Source organism: Dickeya lacustris (assembly GCF_029635795.1).
In the GTDB taxonomy this organism is placed as follows: domain Bacteria; phylum Pseudomonadota; class Gammaproteobacteria; order Enterobacterales; family Enterobacteriaceae; genus Dickeya; species Dickeya lacustris.
The window spans coordinates 1,525,769-1,542,351 of sequence record NZ_CP114280.1 but is presented as its reverse complement, the minus strand read 5'-3'; the positions used below and the strand labels follow the sequence as shown (position 1 = coordinate 1,542,351).

At 55.0% G+C, this 16,583-nt stretch carries 13 protein-coding genes; 10 read left to right on the top strand and 3 right to left on the bottom strand.

Annotated features, from left to right (window positions below):
- The first annotated feature begins 135 nt into the window (after positions 1 to 135).
- Positions 136 to 2,664, top strand: coding sequence for a bifunctional glycosyl transferase/transpeptidase (gene mrcB / locus O1Q98_RS06870; RefSeq protein ID WP_125260362.1), 2,529 nt, complete (start codon positions 136 to 138; stop codon positions 2,662 to 2,664).
- An 85-nt stretch (positions 2,665 to 2,749) separates the two neighbouring features.
- On the opposite strand, the gene hemL is transcribed toward mrcB, so the two are convergent.
- Positions 2,750 to 4,030 (bottom strand): glutamate-1-semialdehyde 2,1-aminomutase, encoded by a 1,281-nt coding sequence (gene hemL, locus O1Q98_RS06865; RefSeq protein WP_125260361.1) that lies wholly within the window; start codon positions 4,028 to 4,030, stop codon positions 2,750 to 2,752.
- A 172-nt stretch (positions 4,031 to 4,202) separates the two neighbouring features.
- Here hemL and clcA point away from each other — a divergent pair, with 172 nt between their 5' ends.
- Positions 4,203 to 5,573, top strand: coding sequence for a H(+)/Cl(-) exchange transporter ClcA (gene clcA, locus O1Q98_RS06860; RefSeq protein WP_125260360.1), 1,371 nt, complete (start codon positions 4,203 to 4,205; stop codon positions 5,571 to 5,573).
- Between the two features lie 75 nt (positions 5,574 to 5,648).
- On the top strand, positions 5,649 to 5,993 hold the full coding sequence (gene erpA, locus O1Q98_RS06855) for an iron-sulfur cluster insertion protein ErpA (RefSeq protein ID WP_125260359.1): 345 nt from the start codon (positions 5,649 to 5,651) through the stop codon (positions 5,991 to 5,993).
- Positions 5,994 to 6,119: 126 nt separating this feature from the next.
- Here erpA and btuF read toward each other — a convergent pair whose 3' ends face one another.
- A complete protein-coding gene (gene btuF / locus O1Q98_RS06850; protein ID WP_125260358.1) occupies positions 6,120 to 7,001 on the bottom strand; it encodes a vitamin B12 ABC transporter substrate-binding protein BtuF in 882 nt (293 codons plus the stop codon).
- A gap of 20 nt (positions 7,002 to 7,021) precedes the next feature.
- On the bottom strand, positions 7,022 to 7,732 hold the full coding sequence (gene mtnN, locus O1Q98_RS06845; protein ID WP_125260357.1) for a 5'-methylthioadenosine/S-adenosylhomocysteine nucleosidase: 711 nt from the start codon (positions 7,730 to 7,732) through the stop codon (positions 7,022 to 7,024).
- A gap of 139 nt (positions 7,733 to 7,871) precedes the next feature.
- Between mtnN and dgt the strand changes: the two genes are divergently transcribed.
- The 7 genes from dgt (at position 7,872) to O1Q98_RS06810 (ending at position 16,456) form a co-directional block, all read left to right on the top strand.
- A complete protein-coding gene (dgt, locus tag O1Q98_RS06840) occupies positions 7,872 to 9,389 on the top strand; it encodes a dGTPase (protein WP_125260356.1) in 1,518 nt (505 codons plus the stop codon).
- 193 nt (positions 9,390 to 9,582) lie between these two features.
- Entirely contained in the window at positions 9,583 to 11,037 is a 1,455-nt protein-coding gene (gene degP, locus O1Q98_RS06835) for a serine endoprotease DegP (RefSeq protein ID WP_125260393.1), read from the top strand.
- A 188-nt stretch (positions 11,038 to 11,225) separates the two neighbouring features.
- Positions 11,226 to 12,383: a CdaR family transcriptional regulator gene (locus O1Q98_RS06830; RefSeq protein ID WP_125260392.1), complete on the top strand. Its 1,158-nt coding sequence runs from the start codon at positions 11,226 to 11,228 to the stop codon at positions 12,381 to 12,383.
- A 270-nt stretch (positions 12,384 to 12,653) separates the two neighbouring features.
- A complete protein-coding gene (locus O1Q98_RS06825; protein WP_125260355.1) occupies positions 12,654 to 13,664 on the top strand; it encodes a sulfate ABC transporter substrate-binding protein in 1,011 nt (336 codons plus the stop codon).
- 99 nt (positions 13,665 to 13,763) lie between these two features.
- Complete coding sequence (gene cysT / locus O1Q98_RS06820; protein WP_125260354.1) at positions 13,764 to 14,576, top strand: sulfate ABC transporter permease subunit CysT; 813 nt, start codon at positions 13,764 to 13,766, stop codon at positions 14,574 to 14,576.
- 16 nt (positions 14,577 to 14,592) lie between these two features.
- The gene (cysW, locus tag O1Q98_RS06815; protein WP_205744282.1) at positions 14,593 to 15,474 is read left to right on the top strand and encodes a sulfate ABC transporter permease subunit CysW; all 882 of its coding nucleotides are present in this window, start codon (positions 14,593 to 14,595) and stop codon (positions 15,472 to 15,474) included.
- Complete coding sequence (locus O1Q98_RS06810) at positions 15,464 to 16,456, top strand: sulfate/molybdate ABC transporter ATP-binding protein (protein WP_125260352.1); 993 nt, start codon at positions 15,464 to 15,466, stop codon at positions 16,454 to 16,456. The genes cysW and O1Q98_RS06810 overlap by 11 nt, the downstream gene beginning before the upstream one ends.
- The last annotated feature ends 127 nt before the right edge of the window (positions 16,457 to 16,583 follow it).

Sequence of the window (16,583 nt, the reverse complement as noted above, 5' to 3'; positions counted from 1 at the left end):
ATAAATAGATACCGGTACGATCCACACACGATTTTCAGACGTTTCCCTCTTCTTTGTTATGAGGGGGAAACACACAGTAGACGGCCAGGCGGGAGTGCCGGTGGTCGTCAGTAACCTGATGGAGATGTCATTGTAATGTCTCGGGATGACCGCGAACCTATTGGGCGCAAACGCCGTGCGTTGCGCCCGGCTCCCCCTCGCAAGCAGACGACGCGCCGCCGCAGAGAGGAAGATGACTACGACGATTATGAAGAATATGAGCAAGACGATGACGCGCAGGACGAGGTCATGACGAAGCGGCCACGCAAAAAACGGCGCTGGCTGGGGCTGTTCATTCGCCTGTTTTTGATTTTTGCCGTGGTGATGTCGATTTACGGCGTCTATCTGGACGGTGAAATTCGCAGCCGCATTGACGGGAAAGTCTGGCAATTGCCAGCGGCAGTCTATGGCCGCATGGTCAACCTTGAGCCCGGCATGCCCTATAGCAAAAAAGAGATGGCAAGCTTACTTGAGGGGATGCAGTACCGCGAAGTGAGCCGCATTACCCGGCCGGGTGAGTTTACGCTGCAAGGCAACAATATAGAGATCCTGCGGCGGCCATTTGATTTCCCCGATGGTAAGGAAGGGCAGATCCACGCCAAATTGATCTTTAGTAACGATCGGTTATCGCAGATCCAGAACATGGATAATCAGCGTAACTTTGGCTTTTTTCGCCTCGATCCAAAGCTCATCACCATGTTGCAGTCGCCTAATGGTGAACAACGGCTGTTTGTACAGCGATCGGGATTTCCCGATCTCTTAGTGCAAACGCTGATTGCGACCGAAGATCGCCACTTCTATGAGCATGACGGCATCAGTTTTTATTCGATAGGCCGCGCGCTGTTGGCCAACCTGACGGCGGGCCGCGCGGTGCAGGGGGGCAGTACCCTCACGCAGCAATTGGTGAAAAACCTGTTTTTGACCAATGAGCGATCGCTGTGGCGTAAAGCGAATGAAGCGTATATGGCGCTGATTATGGATTACCGCTACAGCAAAGATCGCATTCTTGAGCTGTATCTCAATGAGGTGTACCTCGGGCAGAGCGGCAACGATCAGATCCGGGGCTTCCCGCTGGCGAGCCTGTACTATTTTGGTCGGCCGGTGAATGAACTGAGCTTGGATCAGCAGGCGATGCTGGTCGGCATGGTGAAAGGCGCGTCGCTCTATAACCCGTGGCGTAATCCGCAGGTGACGCTGGAGCGGCGCAATCTGGTGTTGAAACTGCTGCAAAACCAGCAGGTGATTGACGACGATCTCTATAACATGCTGAGTGCCCGTCCGCTTGGCGTGCAGCCGAAAGGCGGCGTGATAAGCCCGCAACCGGCGTTTATGCAGATGGTGCGTCAGGAGCTCCAGCAACGTTTGGGCGATAAAGCCAGCGATTTGTCTGGCGTGAAGATCTTCACCACCCTAGACCCGGTTTCGCAGGATGCGGCAGAAAAAGCGGTGGAAGAGGGGATTCCCGCGCTGCGGACGGCGCGTGGGGTGAACGATTTGGAATCGGCAATGGTTATCGTTGATCGCTTCAGTGGCGAAGTGCGGGCGATGGTCGGCGGCTCTGATTCTCAGTTTGCCGGGTTTAACCGCGCGATGCAGGCGCGGCGCTCGGTGGGCTCGCTGGCAAAACCGCCCACATACCTGACGGCGCTCAGTATGCCGGATCGCTATCGCCTTAATACCCTGCTGGCCGATGAGCCGATTGCGCTCAAACAAGCTAACGGCAGCGTGTGGGAGCCGAAAAACTACGATCGTGAGTTTCGTGGTCGGGTGATGCTGGTGGATGCACTGGCAAATTCACTTAACGTGCCGACGGTGAATTTAGGGCTGGCGGTTGGGCTGGATCAGGTCAGCGATACCTTACAAAAGCTCGGTATCCCCGCAAACCAGATTCAACCGGTTCCCTCGATGCTGCTCGGTGCCATCAGCCTGACGCCGATGGAGGTCGCACAGGAGTATCAGACCATTGCCAGCGGCGGGAATCGTGCTCCGCTGTCTGCGCTGCGCTCGGTGATCGCCGAAGATGGCAAAGTGCTGTTTCAGAGTTTCCCACAGGCACAACGCGCGGTTCCCGCTCAGGCGGCCTACCTGACGCTGTATGGCATGCAGCAGGTGGTTGAACGCGGTACATCGCGCTCGCTGATGGCGAAATTCGGTAAATACCATCTGGCGGGAAAAACCGGTACCACCAATGATTTGCGTGACAGTTGGTTTGCTGGCGTGGACGGTAAAGAGGTGGTGATCACCTGGGCTGGCCGTGACAATAACGGCCCGGCGAAGTTGACCGGCGCTAACGGCGCGCTGACGCTGTATCGCCGTTATCTGGAAAACCAGACGCCGCTGGCGCTGATGCTAACGCCGCCGGAAGGCATCACTACCATGACGGTGGATGGCAGCGGCAATATTATCTGTAACGGCAGCGCGGGCCGCGCCCTGCCGGTATGGGCAGATGATCCGCAAGCCTTGTGCCAGGCCAGCCAGCCTGCGCCAGCACCGACGCCGATGTCCGACGGGCAGTGGCAGGAAACGCCGGAAACGATGCAGGAAATGCCGCAGGATAATCATCAGGAGACGCCGCAAGACAGCGACAGCGTACCGGACTGGATCAGGAAGATGTTTAGCAAATAACGCCGCGTTTCCGTATTTTTCTGTGTTGTGCCCGATAAACGCCCGGTCGATGTACCGGGCGTTTTTTTATTGCTGATGGGCAAAGTTAGAGTTGGGCAAAACAGCGGCGGGCAGCCGCAACGGTTTCGTCAATATCTGCAGGGCTGTGCGCCAGTGACATGAATCCGGCTTCAAAAGCCGATGGCGCGAGGTAGACGCCTTCGGCCAGCATCAGGTGGAAGAAGCGTTTAAAGCGTTCCACGTCGCATTTCAGCACATCCTGATAGCAGGTCACGCTGGCGCAATCGGTAAAGAAAATACCGAACATGCCGCCGACGTGGTTGACTACCAGCGCAATGTGCTGCTCGCGCGCGGCGGCCAGCAACCCTTCGGCAAGCCGGGTGGTCAGCGCCGTCAGTTGCTGATGCACACCCGGTTTGGCCACTTCGCTCAGGCAGGCAAACCCGGCGGCCATGGCAACCGGGTTGCCGGAGAGCGTACCGGCCTGATAGACCGGCCCGGTCGGTGCCAGCGCTTGCATCACATCCCGGCGGCCGCCAAATGCGCCAACCGGCATGCCACCGCCGATGATTTTACCCAGACAGGTGAGATCCGGCTGCACGCCATAATGCCCCTGCGCGCCGTTTAACGCGACGCGAAAACCGGTCATCACTTCATCGATGATCAGCAGCGCACCGAACTCATCGCACAGCGCACGTAACCCCGGTAAGAAGGCTGGTAGCGGCGGAATGCAGTTCATGTTACCGGCCACCGGTTCGACGATGATGGCGGCAACCTCTTCCGGGTACTGCTCAAAGGCAGCGCGCACAGAATCCAGATCGTTATAGACACAGGTTAGGGTGTGGCGGGCAAAGTCCGCCGGAACGCCCGGTGAGTTGGGCTGGCCCAGCGTCAGTGCGCCAGAACCGGCTTTGACCAGCAGGCAGTCGGCATGGCCGTGGTAACAGCCTTCGAATTTGATGATTTTATCGCGCCCGGTAAACCCGCGCGCCAGACGGATGGCGCTCATGGTGGCTTCAGTACCGGAGTTCACCATGCGTACCATTTCCATGCCCGGCATCAGCGATGTCACCAACTGCGCCATTTTCACTTCCATTTCGGTTGGCGCACCGAAGCTCAGGCCGCGTTTGGCGGCGGCGACCACCGCGTCACGAATCGCCGGATGATTATGCCCGAGGATCATCGGCCCCCATGAGCCGACGTAGTCGATATAGGCGTTGCCGTCCGCATCGTAGAGCCTGGCACCTTCGGCCCGCTCGATGAACAGCGGCACGCCGCCGACACCGTTAAATGCACGCACCGGCGAGTTCACACCTCCGGGGATAACCTGCCGGGCTTCGGCATACAGACGTTCTGATTTGTTCATTGCAGCTTCCTGATTGGATGGGCATAGCGAAAGGCGTTCATTCTAATCATCTGGCAACGGTTGTGAAATCGCTGTACACACTTTCGGCCCGTCACGGCGGCGATAGCCACTGGGCAACGGTGTGAATACGGGACTAAAATGGCAGCCCTCTCTGATTTTACATGATGTGGCTATGTCTGCGTTGTCTGCGTTTTTCTCTTCTGTGGTGGGGCGTCATCACGCCGCTATGGTGATTTTGGTGATGGCTGCGCTGGTTGGCACGGTCGTGGGGTTTCTCGGGGTAGGGTTCAATCTGGCAGTCAATAGTGTGCTGCATGTGCGACTTGCCCTGCTCTCGGCGCCAGAGGCGTCGCCCTGGCGCTGGCCGCTTGGCGTGCTGGTATCGGCCGTGCTGGCGATGAGTGGTTATTGGTTAGTGCGCCGTATCGCCCCGGAAGCCGGGGGCTCGGGCATCCCTGAAATCGAAGGTGCGCTCGCCGGTGTGCGTCCGGTTCGCTGGTGGCGGGTGCTGCCGGTAAAATTTTTTGGCGGCATGGGCACGCTGGGTGCCGGGATGGTTTTGGGGCGAGAGGGCCCGACGGTGCAACTGGGCGGGAACGTTGGCGGCATGCTGGCAAGCCTGTTGCCGGGCCAGCAGCCGGATGCGCGGCATACTCTGCTGGCTACCGGTGCTGCGGCGGGTCTGGCGGCGGCTTTTAATGCGCCGCTGGCCGGAATTCTGTTTATTATCGAAGAGATGCGGGCGCAGTTTCGCTATAACCCTGTCTCGATTAAAGCGGTATTTGTCGGCGTCATCATGGCCAGTATGGTATATCGCCTGCTGGAAGGGGATCAGGCGGTGATAGCGGTGGGTCATCTGGCACCGGTGTCGCTAAGGTCGCTGTGGCTTTACGTGCTGCTTGGTTGCGTAGCGGGGGCGGTGGGCACCTTATTGAATGCTTTGGTACTGTGGGCGCAGGCGCTTTTTTTACGTTTTCACGCTCACTCGATGCCGCGCTTTTTGCTGACTGGCCTGGTGGCTGGCGGGGTGTCCGGTTTGCTGACGCTGGTTTTCCCGGCTGCGACCGGCGGTGGCTTTACATTAATTTCGACGGCGGCGACTGCACACATCAGCATCAGTGGGTTACTGGCTATTTTTCTGGCGCGGGTCGCGATGACGTTGCTGTGTTTTTGCTCGGGTGCGCCGGGCGGCATTTTTGCCCCGATGCTGTCGCTGGGCGCGTTGCTGGGGGCGGCGTTTGGCGCGAGCTGTACGTTATTGCTTCCAGCGGCGTCACTGGTCGTTGGGACATGTGCCGTCGTAGGTATGGGGGCGTTGTTTGCTGCCTGCGTGCGAGCTCCTTTGACCGGTATCGTGCTGGTGCTGGAGATGACGGACAATTATTCCGTACTCTTCCCGATGATTATCGCCTGCTTTGCTGCCACGCTGGTGGCGCAGTTGCTCGGTGGGCAGCCGCTTTATTCGGCGATTTTGGCCCGCACGCTGGCGCGCCAGTCGGCAGAGACGCCCCCATGCGTTGCTGTCGTTGGGATCAAATCTTGAACGTTGCCGGGTGCTGTTGGATAATAAACCGATAACCAAGGCGTTAAATAACGTCAGATGATTGGGAGTAAGAAAATGAGCGATGACGTAGCACTGCCTCTGCAATTTACCGAAGCGGCGGCAAATAAGGTGAAACTCCTGATTGCCGATGAAGAAAACCCTGAGCTGAAACTGCGTGTGTATATCACCGGCGGCGGTTGCAGCGGTTTTCAGTACGGTTTCACCTTTGATGACAAGGTGAATGAAGGGGATATGACTATCGAGAAACAGGGTGTTGCTCTGGTCGTTGACCCAATGAGCCTACAGTATCTGATTGGCGGTTCAGTGGATTATACCGAAGGGCTGGAAGGCTCACGCTTTGTGGTGAGTAACCCGAATGCGAAAACCACGTGTGGTTGTGGCTCTTCATTTAGTATCTGACAGTCTCTGCGTTCTGATGCGATGACGTCAGTACAAAACCCGTGCCCGAACCGCACGGGTTTTTTCTTTTCCGGCCTGACGGCTTATCACCGCTATCACTGTGTCACTGCTATCGCTGTGTTACCGCTATGGCTGAGTGAGTGCGGCTAATCGCTGACAAAGGTCTTCGGCGGCCAGCATCAATCTGGGGCCGCTGCGACTAAACCAGTCCTGGTTAATCGCGATGACGCTGGCATTCAACTGCGGTTGCCAGAAGGCATTGACCTGCGCGGCCATGTCCGGCGTGCCACTGACGACAATCGCCTGCGGCTGGCGACGGATAACCTGCTCGCGGCTGACCTGCGGCCAGGCAACCGCGCTATCTGCAAAAATATTGCGGCCACCGCACAGGCTGACCAACTGGCTTTGCAGCGTCGCGCCGGATGAGGTGAATAGCGGCTGGCTGCCAAATTGCAGGAACACCTTTATCGGTATGGGCGTGAGCGGCATCGGTTCGGCGGTTGCGGCATTCTGATGGCGTTGATAACGCTCGGTCAGCGCCTGCTGCTGCTGGCGAAAACGCGCTGCCGCTTGTCTGGCCTGCTCCGGGTGTGGGCTGTACTGCGCCAGTTCCTCAAGCTCACGCGGAATATCTTCAAGCGTGGTCGGGTCAAGATAGCGGACGGTGATGCCCAGTGAGGCTAACTGCTCAAGCGGACGCTGGGCATTGCCTTCACGCCAGGCCAGCACTAAATCCGGCTTGAGTGCGACAATACGCTCCAGATTAATGCCTTGCCAGTTGGCAACCTGCTCAATATTCGCAGCGGCAGCAGGATAGTCCGACCAGGCGCTGACACCGACCAGTTGTTCTCCCAGTCCGGCGGCGAACGCCATTTCTGTTGCATGGGGCGCAAGGCTGATGACGCGTTGTGCAATGCCCTGCGCGCCAGCGCCAGTCTGGTATAACGCCAGCGCAACCCATGCCAGTGTGCGGGCGAGCGTCGCGAGCACCTTTGGTCGTCGCCGCATGCGTTGCCACATGGTAGTTATCAACTGGCGTGCTGCGGCTGTGCCAGTGTTTGCAGCATCACTTCCACCATGCGGGTCGATTGCTGCGCGGCGGTAGCCAGAAACTCGTCAAAGCTCAGGTGAGAGGCCTGATCCGCAACGTCGGAAATCGCGCGTACCACCACAAACGGCACGCCAAACTGGTGGCACACGTGGCCGATAGCGGTGGCTTCCATCTCAACGGCAATCGCCTGCGGGAAGGTCTGGCGGATGCGCGCCAGCGGTTCTTTACCGTTGATAAAGGCATCACCGCTTACCACCAGCCCACGCACGGCATGCAGCTGTAGATGGGCAATTGCGTTTTGCGCCAGCGTGATGAGTTTCTCATCGGCACTGAAGGCCGCCGGGCAGCCCGCCATCTGGCCGGGGACGTAACCGAAGGCGGTGACATCGGCATCGTGGTAGCGTACTTCATCAGACACGACGATATCGCCAACATGCAGTGAAGGCGCAAGCCCCCCGGCGGAACCGGTGTTGATGACCATATCAGGCTGGCAGTGCTCCAGCAGCAATGTCGTGCCGAGTGCTGCCGACACTTTGCCGATGCCGGATTTCAGCAACGCCACCTCAACGCCATGCAACTGGCCGCTGTAGATTTCACATCCTGCGCGTTGAAAAGTCTGACGGTGCTGGATTTGATCTCTTAACAGCGTGACTTCTTGCTCCATCGCACCAATAATGCCAACTTTCATAGAATTCCCCACCAAATATGTGAACAGTAACAAACCCCTAGTCTAGCACGGCTGCGCGCAGGCAGCGATTGTGCCTGCGGCGACGGCATGCTATCACTGAGGTTTCCCGCCTTAATCGGGGCATAACAGGGAGAGCAGTATGCCTGATATCGATTTCGCGAAAAAAATCAGTTTTCAACGGCCATTTAGCAAACCGAAAGACAAGACGGAAGCCAGTGCGATTGAGCGCGAGTTTGAAAGCGACCGGGGGCGCATCATCAATTCAGCCGCCATTCGCCGTTTACAGCAAAAAACGCAGGTGTTTCCGTTAGAGCGCAACGCCGCCGTGCGCTCGCGCCTGACACATTCGATGGAAGTGCAGCAGGTCGGGCGCTATATCGCCAAAGAGGTGCTGGGGCAACTGCGTAAAAATGGCAGACTCGACGCGCTGGGGTTAAGCGGTCTGGAGTCGCCGTTTGAGAGCCTGATAGAGATGGCGTGCTTAATGCATGACATCGGCAACCCACCATTTGGGCATTTTGGCGAGGCGGCGATTAATAAGTGGTTTCGCCAACGGCTGATGCCAGAGTGTGCATTACCGTCAGCGCAAGGAGACCCTTGTCAGGTTCCCTGCCTGCGATGGGATGAGCAGCACGACCCCGCATTGAATGCGCTACGTAGCCAGATTCGCCATGATTTAAGCCACTTTGAGGGCAACGCGCAGGCCATTCGGCTGGTGCATTCACTGCTGAAACTGAACCTTACCTATGCGCAGGTTGCCTGCATCCTGAAATACACCCGTCCGGCCTATTGGGCGCAGGCGGTGCCGGAACAGTACGACTACCTGATGAAAAAGCCCGGGTTTTATCTTTCAGAGGAAGCCTTTGTCGCGCAGTTGCGCAGCGAGCTCGGAATGGGCGAATTTCATCGCCATCCGCTGACATACATTATGGAAGCGGCGGATGATATCTCCTACTGCATTGCCGATTTGGAGGATGCGGTGGAGAAGAAAATTGTGACCTATCAGCAATTGTATGAGCGCCTGGAGCAGGCCTGGGGCACTCGCGCGGAAAAAGATGTTTTTAGTCATACCATCGAGCGCGCCTACGCCGAGCGCAAGCATATGCAAGGTCGCAGTGAGAGCGATCAGTTCTTTATGAAGCTGCGGGTGAATGTGGTTAACACCCTGGTGGGCTACGTTACCCGGCGTTTCATTGAACACCTGCCCGCGCTGTATGACGGCAGTTTTAATCATTCATTGTTAGAAGAGAGCAAAGATGACTACGGGCGGTTATTAAAGATTTTTAAAGATGTCGCCAGAAAGTTTGTTTTTAACCATCACGAAGTGGAGCAGCTGGAGCTACAGGGCGATCGCATAATCCGTGGCTTATTGGATATTTACAGCCCATTGCTGCATATGCCGCATGCTGACTTCTGCCAGTTGGTTGCCGAGGAGACTCACCCGCGCTATCCGATAGAAACCCGGCTATACCATAAGCTCTCCAGTAAACACTGCCATGCTTATCGTGAGGCGACACGCGCGTTGTCTGCCTTATCAACGCCTGAACAGGTCATCTGGGAATACTATTATCGCGCGCGTTTGATATTGGATTACATCAGCGGGATGACCGATTTATATGCCTATGATGAGTACCGCCGGTTGATGGCGACCGATTGATCTATCGGTTAAGGCCAGGGTTGAGTTTTGTAAACCGGCTCAATATTTCCTTACCCTTCACCGTATTGCGCGAAGTCGGTGCTGTTGAGCATAGTGATTTCATACGGTCTGATGACCACGGCAGGTTGTCAGTACCAGCCGGTTGAGACACTGAAATTCACAGAATGTGAGACACGTTGCGATGAACATTACGCTGAAAAGAAAACCCTTGATGCTGAGTGCGCTGGCGCTTGGTTTGGCGATGGCAATGACCGGTATAACTGGCGTTGCCGTTGCTGCACAAACCGTTTCGTCGTCCTCTTCTCAGCTACCGAGCCTGGCCCCAATGCTGGAGAATGTTATGCCGTCGGTGGTAAATATCTCTATCGAGGGTCATACCCCCGCGCAGCAAAACCAGACATTACCGCAATCGCAGCCGCCACTTTTAGGTGATAACACCCCATTTTGTCAGGAAGGTTCACCTTTCCAGTCTTCGCCAATGTGTCAGGGAGAAGAGGAGGATGAGCGCGACGAGGGTGCGACAGGCGGTGGGCCGCAGCAGACCTTTCAGGCGTTAGGCGCGGGGGTGATTATCAACGCGGCCAAAGGCTATGTTGTCACCAATAATCATGTGGTGGAGAACGCCGACAAGATTCAGGTGCATCTTAACGATGGCCGTAACTATGAGGCGAAGATAATCGGTAGAGACCCGCGCTCAGACGTGGCGCTCATTCAACTGCAAGATTTCCGCAATTTAACGGAAATTAAACTGGCCGATTCCGATCAATTACGGGTGGGGGATTATGCTGTTGCGATCGGTAATCCGTATGGGTTAGGGGAGACGGCGACATCGGGCATTATCTCCGCGCTGGGGCGCAGCGGGCTTAACATCGAAAACTACGAGGATTTTATTCAGACCGATGCCGCCATTAACCGGGGGAATTCGGGCGGTGCGCTGGTGAATTTGCAGGGCGAGTTAATTGGTTTAAATACCGCTATTTTAGCTCCAGGTGGCGGCAATATCGGTATTGGTTTCGCCATTCCCAGCAATATCGTGAAAAATCTGACCAATCAGATAGTGGAATTTGGCGAAGTTAAACGCGGCGAGCTTGGCATTGTGGCAACGGAATTGAATTCCGATCTGGCCCGCGCGATGAAGGTAGACGCCCAGCGTGGCACCTTTGTCAGCCAGATACAGCCTGGCTCTGCGGCGGCAAAAGCCGGTATTAAAGCCGGTGATGTTATTGTCTCGATGAATGGCAAACCTGTCGGCAGTTTCTCTGCGCTCCGCGCCCAACTTGGTTCAATGCCGGTAGGCAGTCAACTGACATTAGGGGTTCTCCGTGAAGGTAAGCCGATGTCGCTTGATGTGACGCTTGAGCCAGGCAGCCCATCGCCGGTTGCGTCGGGCAATCTGGATTCTGCTATTGCGGGTGCCGAGCTGAGTAATATCGAGATAAATGGCCATAAAGGGGTGAAAGTCGATAACGTCAAAGCAGATTCCGCCGCTGCAAGTATTGGCCTTAAACCGGGCGACATCATCCTGGGTGTGAATCAGCAGCCGGTCGAGAATTTGGGGGAACTGCGCAAAATTATCGACAGTAAACCCCCGCTACTGGCGCTGAATATTCGTCGCGGCGAGAGCGATCTTTACCTGCTGATTCAATAACCCTCTGCGTTTAGCCTGCCTCCTGAGTACCCGGCTGGTGTGTATTCACCTAACCGGGTGCTTTTTGCCATTTTTGTGAGTTCTTCCGCATATCCGGTGAGAGAGACCGATTTTAGTTCAATTGCACAATGTCTGGCGCAATGTCCCGCGCTATGCTGGCGCGGTTGTCACTATCCGTTGAGGTTGAAATGGCGTCATACCACTTGAATGACAAGCTGGCGCAGGAAATAGTCGCGCGCACCATGAAGATTATTGATAGTAATATCAATGTAATGGATGCGCGAGGTCGCATTATTGGTAGCGGTGACCGCGAGCGTATTGGTGAGTTGCACGAAGGCGCGCTGTTAGTTTTGTCGCAAGGTCGGGTTGTGGACATTGATGAGGCCGTGGCTCGCCACCTGCATGGCGTCAGACCCGGGGTTAACTTACCGCTAAAAATTGACGGCGACATTGTCGGGGTCATCGGCCTGACCGGTAATCCGGGCCAATTGCGTCAGTATGGCGAACTGGTGTGCATGACGGCAGAGATGATGCTGGAGCAGGCCCGGTTGCTGCATATGTTGGCGCAAGATAGCCGCTTGCGCGAAGAGTTGGTGCTGAACCTGATTCGTACCGATGAGTTGCCTCCGGCATTAATGGAATGGGCGCAACGCCTGGGGATTGATCTCAATCAGCCGCGCGTTGTCGCGGTTGTGGAAGTGGATAGCGGCCAACTGGGTGTCGATAGCGCGATGGCCGAGTTGCAGCAGTTGCAAACGTTGCTGACCACGCCGGAGCGTAACAATCTTATTGCCATTGTATCGCTGACGGAAATGGTGGTTTTGAAACCGGCGCTAAATAGCCATGGCCGTTGGGACGCGGAGGATCATCGTCGGCGGGTGGATAGCCTGTTATCGCGTATGGAGGAGAGCAGCAGGCTGCGGGTTCGTATTGCGCTTGGCAACTATTTTACCGGCCCCGGCAGTATTGCCCGCTCTTATCGTACCGCGAGAACCACCATGAGCGTTGGCAAACAGCGAATGCCAGCGCAACGCAGCTATTTTTATCAGGATTTGATGCTGCCTGTGTTGTTGGACAGTTTGCGCGGCGGTTGGCAAGCCAATGAGCTGGTGCGCCCGCTGGCACGGCTGAAAGCAATGGACGGCAATGGGCTGTTGCGCCGCACCCTGCACGCATGGTTTCGTCATAATGTGCAACCGGGAGCGACAGCCAAAGCGCTGTTTGTTCACCGTAATACGCTGGAATATCGGTTGAACCGCATTTCTGAATTAACCGGGCTGGATTTGGGCAATTTTGACGATCGCTTGCTGCTGTATGTTGCGCTGCAACTCGATGAGGATCACTAATGGTGGTGCCGTCTGGCGGCTGGCGGCTATCTTAGACTCAAATGCGATGATAAGTGACGAATAATATAACGTGATAGCATAAATTATCTCGAAACAGTATTTTTTTACTCCCCCCTAATCCTCTATTGTCAGCCTCAGAGATAAAGCCTGATGTGTGGCGCTAAATACGAGCTCGCCGCATTATCAGGTGGCATAATAGCTGGCTGCCAGTTCTGGTGCCATGTTCGCCCGGAAAACGATGGGCAAATGACTTTGAGGGGAGTGATAAGCATGTCAATGCGTCGTCTGGGATTGTCGCTGGCTAGCGCTGCATTATTGTTTGCAGGTGCCGCTTCGGCTGCGACCGAACTGTTAAATGTCTCTTATGATCCAACCCGGGAGTTCTATCAGCAATATAATGCGGCGTTTATCAAGCACTGGAAACAGACTACCGGTGAAGATATCAGCATTAAGAACTCACATGGCGGATCGGGCAAACAAGCGCGTTCGGTCATTGATGGGTTGCAGGCCGATGTTGTGACGCTGGCATTGGCGGGTGATATTGATGCGCTAAACCTTAACCAACCGCTGATTGATCCACAATGGCAAGCCAGACTGCCGGACAACAGCACGCCTTACACCTCGACGATTGTCTTTTTAGTGCGAAAAGGTAATCCGAAGCATATCAAAGACTGGGACGACCTGATAAAACCAGACGTTCAGGTCATCACGCCAAACCCGAAAACCTCCGGTGGTGCGCGCTGGAACTTCCTGGCGGCCTGGGCATATGCCCGCCACTTGCCGGGCGGAACCGATGAAAGCGCACAGAAATTTGTTACTGAGTTGTACAAACATGCGCCCGTGTTAGATACCGGTGCCCGTGGCGCGACCATCAGCTTTGTCCAGCGTCAGTTGGGCGATGTGCTGATAGCCTGGGAAAATGAAGCCTACCTGTCGCTGAAAGAGCAAGGTGGCGATCAACTGGAAATCGTGACACCTTCGCTGTCTATTCTGGCAGAGCCGCCGGTGGCCGTGGTGGATAAAATCACCGAACGTAAAGGGACGCGTAAACAGGCCGATGCCTATCTCAATTACCTTTATAGCGATGAAGGGCAGCGGATCATCGCACAGAATTTCTACCGTCCTCGCAATGCCAAAATTGCCGAAGAGTTTAAGTCGCAGTTTGCCCCCGTCAAACTGGTGACGATTGATGGCGAGTTTGGCGGTTGGAAAAGCGCGCAACCCAAGTTCTTCGATGACGGTGGTGTTTTCGATACTATCTTCAAGCAAATTAATAAATAAACAGCGTGTTGATGAGCAAAACCGCCCCGAAATCGTGGGCGGTTTTGCCACGTAGATTGCCTGTCAGGCAATCGGTGTTTTTCGACGGAAAGGCTTGCTATGTCACGACGTGCTTCACCGGTCATGCCCGGTTTTGGTCTCACTTTGGGTTTTAGCCTCAGTTATCTGGCGCTAATTGTGCTCATTCCGCTAGGGGCGATGTTTTTATACGCCAGTCAACTGACGCTTGTGCAGTTTTGGGATCTGATTACCAGCCGACAAGTTTTGTTTTCGCTGCGATTATCATTTGGTTCGGCGTTAATCGCGGCTTTTATCAATGGCGTGCTGGGCACGTTACTGGCATGGGTGCTGGTGCGCTATACCTTTCCCGGTCGCAAAATCATTGATGCGATGATCGATATGCCCTTTGCGCTGCCGACAGCGGTGGCCGGTATTGCATTGACGTCGCTGTATGCACCCAATGGGCTGGTCGGCTCGCTGTTTCCTTTTCGTATTGCCTATACCGGGATTGGCATTACGCTGGCACTGATTTTCGTCACCTTGCCCTTTGTGGTGCGGACATTACAACCGGTGCTGGCCGATATTCCAAAAGAGATAGAGGAGGCCTCCGCTTGTCTGGGGGCGAATCCGTGGCAAACGTTCCGCCATGTTCTGCTTCCCGCTATTTTACCTGCCTGGCTGACCGGCTTTGCTCTGGCCTTTGCCCGTGGCGTGGGAGAGTACGGTTCAGTGGTATTTATAGCGGGCAATATCCCGTTTAAGACCGAAATTCTACCGCTACTGATTGTCTCGAAACTCGATCAGTACGATTACAAAGGGGCGACCGGTATCGGCGTCTTTATGTTGGTTGTGTCATTTATCATGTTGCTGCTGATTAATCTGTTGCAGCGGCGAATTCAACCCAAGTTATAGGCGCTAAACGATGTCTATGGATCAGAGTCTTTCCCTGGCAACGGGACGCCCCGACTCGGCTCGGCGTCCGCTCGCTTTTTATGTGTTGACGTCGCTGGCGTGGCTGGTGTTTGTGGTGATACTGGTGCTGCCGCTTGTCATGGTCGTGACCCAAGGGTTGCACAATGGCATTGGCGCGTTCTGGCGAGCAATCAGCGAGCCGGACGCGCTATCGGCGCTGAAACTCACGCTGTTGGCAACGGTGATTTCAGTACCACTCAACATGGTATTTGGCCTGGCTATCGCCTGGTGCGTTACGAAATTTGAGTTTCGCGGCAAGTCATGGCTACTGGCGCTATTGGATTTACCGTTTTCTGTTTCGCCGGTCGTGACAGGGTTAATGTATGTGCTGCTATTTGGCGCGCAAAGTAAGCTATACCCGTTTTTGACGGAGCATCACCTGGAAATCGTTTATGCGGTGCCGGGCATTGTGCTCGCCACCCTGTTTGTCACCTTGCCGTATGTCGCACGAGAACTTATTCCGTTGATGGAGCAGCAAGGTAGCCAGGAAGAAGAGGCGGCGCGCTTGCTGGGTGCAAACGGCTGGCAAATGTTTTGGCATATTACCCTGCCGAATGTGAAATGGGCGTTGGTGTATGGCGTGGTGCTGTGTACGGCGCGAGCCATGGGCGAATTTGGTGCGGTATCGGTGGTCTCCGGCCATATTCGTGGTTTGACCAATACATTACCGCTGCATATCGAGATTCTTTATAACGAATACAATATTGTGGCGGCGTTTAGTGTCGCTATCTTGTTGCTCATCATGTCACTGGTGGTGCTATTGCTTCGCCAGTGGAGCGAAGCGCAGTTGACAAAACAAATCGAGAAACAGCAGGAGTTGAGCGGAAATGAGCATTGAAGTTCAGAATGTTAATAAACAGTTTGGTCAGTTCCGCGCACTCAACCAGATCAATCTGTCGATTCAAAGCGGTGAACTGGTCGCGTTATTAGGGCCATCAGGCTGTGGTAAAACCACGTTGCTGCGTATTATCGCCGGGCTTGAGACACCCGATAGCGGCAATATCGTGTTTCATGGTGAAGATGTGTCCGGGCAAGATGTACGCGACCGGCATGTTGGGTTTGTGTTCCAGCATTATGCGTTATTCCGCCATATGACCGTTTTTGACAACGTGGCGTTTGGCTTGCGTATGAAACCCAAAGCGATTCGTCCGTCGAAGCGAGACATTGAAAGCAAGGTTCATGAGTTGCTAAACATGGTGCAGTTGGACTGGTTGGCCGATCGTTACCCGGAACAGTTGTCCGGCGGGCAACGCCAGCGTATTGCACTGGCCAGAGCGTTGATTGTCGAGCCGAGAATTCTGCTGCTGGATGAGCCATTCGGCGCACTGGATGCCAAGGTGCGCAAAGAGTTGCGGCGCTGGCTGTCACGTTTGCATGAGGAGATCAATCTGACGTCCGTTTTTGTCACCCACGATCAGGAAGAAGCCATGGAAGTGGCAGACCGAATTGTGCTGATGAACAAAGGCGTGATTGAACAGATTGGGACACCGGATGAGGTGTATAACCGCCCGGCAACCGAGTTCGTTTATAACTTCCTTGGCGACAGTAACCGGTTGAAACTGGCCGGGCAGGATAAAGCGATTCAATTTCGCCCGCATGAAGTCACGCTGTCAAAACTGGCGCAACATGATTTTCAGCCGGTGGTGGTAAAAGATATTCGTCCGCTTGGCGCATTGACGCGACTGGTATTGAAAGTGGAAGGAAATAATGAACTGATTGAAGCCGAAATCGCGCATGATGATGTCGTGTTGACGGATTTACACCGTGGCGATGTGGTTCAGTTCAAGCCCAAACGCTATAACTATGATTGGGAAATCTAGCTTGGTAGATTGATATCAGTGTTATGGCTGTCCAGAAACGCCCGTCAGGGCGTTTTTTGTCCCTGATATTGCCTTGCTAATAATTTTGCTGCGCATGGTGCCTGGGCGTGAATCTTTGGAGGTATTG

What these genes read in the sequence shown, in the direction of transcription:
- mrcB (WP_125260362.1), top strand. Translation starts at nt 136, where the DNA reads ATGTCTCGGGATGACCGCGAACCTATTGGGCGCAAACGCCGTGCGTTG.
- hemL (WP_125260361.1), bottom strand. Translation starts at nt 4,030, where the DNA reads ATGAACAAATCAGAACGTCTGTATGCCGAAGCCCGGCAGGTTATCCCC.
- clcA (WP_125260360.1), top strand. Translation starts at nt 4,203, where the DNA reads ATGTCTGCGTTGTCTGCGTTTTTCTCTTCTGTGGTGGGGCGTCATCAC.
- erpA (WP_125260359.1), top strand. Translation starts at nt 5,649, where the DNA reads ATGAGCGATGACGTAGCACTGCCTCTGCAATTTACCGAAGCGGCGGCA.
- btuF (WP_125260358.1), bottom strand. Translation starts at nt 7,001, where the DNA reads ATGCGGCGACGACCAAAGGTGCTCGCGACGCTCGCCCGCACACTGGCA.
- mtnN (WP_125260357.1), bottom strand. Translation starts at nt 7,732, where the DNA reads ATGAAAGTTGGCATTATTGGTGCGATGGAGCAAGAAGTCACGCTGTTA.
- dgt (WP_125260356.1), top strand. Translation starts at nt 7,872, where the DNA reads ATGCCTGATATCGATTTCGCGAAAAAAATCAGTTTTCAACGGCCATTT.
- O1Q98_RS06830 (WP_125260392.1), top strand. Translation starts at nt 11,226, where the DNA reads ATGGCGTCATACCACTTGAATGACAAGCTGGCGCAGGAAATAGTCGCG.
- O1Q98_RS06825 (WP_125260355.1), top strand. Translation starts at nt 12,654, where the DNA reads ATGTCAATGCGTCGTCTGGGATTGTCGCTGGCTAGCGCTGCATTATTG.
- cysT (WP_125260354.1), top strand. Translation starts at nt 13,764, where the DNA reads ATGTCACGACGTGCTTCACCGGTCATGCCCGGTTTTGGTCTCACTTTG.
- cysW (WP_205744282.1), top strand. Translation starts at nt 14,593, where the DNA reads ATGGATCAGAGTCTTTCCCTGGCAACGGGACGCCCCGACTCGGCTCGG.
- O1Q98_RS06810 (WP_125260352.1), top strand. Translation starts at nt 15,464, where the DNA reads ATGAGCATTGAAGTTCAGAATGTTAATAAACAGTTTGGTCAGTTCCGC.